The following is a 2,726-nucleotide window of genomic DNA, read 5'->3' as shown; positions in this document are numbered from 1 at the left end:
GAAGGAAACAATAGCAAATTGAAGTTTCTATTAGATGGAGAAATTTCTAAAGGTTCAACAGAAGCGATCACGGGCAATCAGCTTTATTCAATGAATCAAACAGTTGCGACGTATTTTGGTGGAGGAGCTGGTTATGAAAATGGAGAATGGGTTGCACCCACATTCAAACTTAAAACTGTCAAGGATGATGGCAGCACTGGTGAAGAAAGCTATAAGAGTGTAGCGGAAGCACTTTCTGATATTAGTAGTTCTGTTACGAATGTTCATAATGATGTGACCAATGTAGTCAGTGATAGCCTTGCCAAGCAGGATGATAATACGAAGGTTATCACTATTGGTAAAGAAGTAGAAGGCAGTGAAATCAACATAGCCAACAAGACTGGTACGGATCGGACACTTTCAGGTGTTGGTGAAGCAACAAAGGATAATGAAGCGGTTAATAAAGAGCAATTTGATAAAGGTTTGAAGGATCTTTCTAACAGTCTTCAGTCAGATGATTCAGCCGTTGTTCTTTACGATAAGAAGGATGGTAAAATTGATTATACGAGCGTGACCTTTGGAAAAGGCCAAAATGCAGCTGCTGTTGCTTTGCATAATGTTGCGGATGGTCAGATTGCGGAAAAGTCACATGATGTGGTTACAGGCGGTCAGATTCATACCATTTCTCAAGATGTTGCACAGTTCTTAGGTGGGGATACAGCCTTTAAAGAAGGTAGCTTTACAGGCCCAACTTATCAATTATCCCAGGTTAATGCTCATGGTCAGGTAGAGACAACAGAGTTTAAAGATGTTGGCTCTGCGTTTACAGGTCTTGATACGAATATCAAGAATGTAAACCAACGTATTAAAGAAGTCTCAGAGGGCGTTGCACAGGATTCTTTATCGTGGAGCAAGGAAGAGAGTGCCTTTAGTGCTCTTCATGGGGAAGGCAGAAAAAGAACAGCGAGCAAGATTACCCACATTTTGGATGGTAATATTGCTTCTGGTTCCACGGATGCAGTAACAGGTGGTCAACTTTATTCGATGAATAATACGTTAGCGAACTATTTTGGTGGTGGCGCTGAATATAAAGAAGGCAAGTGGATTGCTCCAAACTTCAAAGTTAATACAGTGAATGCTGCTGGCGATAATCTTGAAGAGAAGAGCTATGATGATGTAGCGCAAGCCTTTGCAGGTGTTGGTACATCTTTCACCAATCTTCACAATAAAGTGACGAATGCCGTCACGGATATTAACAATCACATTAACAATGTGGTGAGTGATAGCCTTGTTAAGCAGGATGCTGATAGCAAAGTGATAAAGATAGGTGCAGAAAAAGGCGGTACAAGCATTAACATTGCCAATAGTGGTGATGCCGAGCGGACCCTCACAGGCGTAAAAGCAGGAGCACTTACAGAAATATCGACCGATGCTGTGAATGGATCTCAGCTTTATTCGATGAATAATACGTTAGCGAGCTATTTTGGTGGTGGTGCTGAATATAAAGAAGGCAAGTGGGTTTCTCCAAGCTTCAAGGTTAATACAGTGAGTGCTGATGGCGATAAGGTTGAGGAACAGAGCTATAAAACAGTAGCGGAAGCGTTTGCTGGAGTTGGTAGTTCTTTCACGAATATTCATAAAGAGCTTAAGAATGAGATTAACCAAGTTGTGGGTGATAGTCTTGTTAAGCAAGATGAGAAGACACGTGTTATTGCGGTTGGAGGTGAAAAGAGCGGTACGAAAGTTACGTTTGTAAACACTGATGGTGCGGCACGGACTCTCACAGGTGTAAAAGCAGGAGAACTTGCAGAGGCTTCGACAGAAGCAGTGAATGGTTCGCAACTTTTTACGACCAATCAGAATGTTACGACAGTAACGAATAATCTAAAAACAGTTTCTGATAATACTTCGAAGTACTTAGGTGGTGGAGCCGATGTGTTTAAAGGTGTAGCACCGACCTACACAGTGCAGGATAAGAGTTATCAAAGTGTAGCGGATGCATTTACTGGTGTTGATCATTCATTCACAAAGCTTCATGAAGAGATTACAGAAAATACGAATGAGATTTCTGAAAATATTAAGCAGAATGCGTTGTTATGGAGTGATAATGATCACGCATTTGTTGCGACACATGGAACTGATGGTGACAAGAAAAACAGCAAGATCACGTTACTTGCGAATGGAGAGGTTTCTGTAAACTCAAGTGATGCGGTAACGGGTTCTCAGCTTTATGCTTTGGGAAGCAATGTTGCGCAGTCTTTAGGCGGTGATGCTGGTTATGAGAATGGAATTTGGAAGGCTCCAAGTTTCAAATTTAAGACTGTCAATGAGGATGGTAGCAAGGTTGAAGAGAAGAGCTATGATGATGTAGCGCAAGCCTTTGCAGGGGTAGGAAGCTCTTTTGAGAATCTTTACAAAGAGTTTACTCAAAACAACACGGAGGTTACTGAAAATATTAAGCAGAATGCGTTGTTGTGGAGTGATTCTGAAAAGGCGTTTGTAGCAACACATGGAGAGGGTGATGAGAAAGGCAATAGTAAAATTAAGTTTCTTTCCAATGGAGAGGTTTCTGCAAGCTCAAGTGAAGCGGTCAATGGTTCTCAGCTTTTTGATACGAATAAGACTGTTGCAACTTATTTAGGTGGTGGCGCTGAATATAAAGAAGGTCATTGGAGTGCTCCAAGCTTCAAAGTTAAGATCGTCAAAGAAGATGGCAGTGCTGTTGAAGAGCAAAGTTATGATGATGT

At 41.4% G+C, this 2,726-nt stretch carries 1 pseudogene; it reads left to right on the top strand.

Annotation, left to right across the window (positions count from 1 at the left end):
• Positions 1-18: 18 nt before the first annotated feature.
• Positions 19-2,726 (top strand): annotated as a pseudogene (locus ACFINW_RS09730) (hypothetical protein); the annotation flags it as partial.

This window comes from Bartonella sp. AA18HLJMS (assembly GCF_042197245.1).
Taxonomy (GTDB): Bacteria; Pseudomonadota; Alphaproteobacteria; order Rhizobiales; family Rhizobiaceae; genus Bartonella.
Note: the sequence above shows the minus strand (reverse complement) of the source record. Positions and strands in the feature narration are given on the sequence as shown.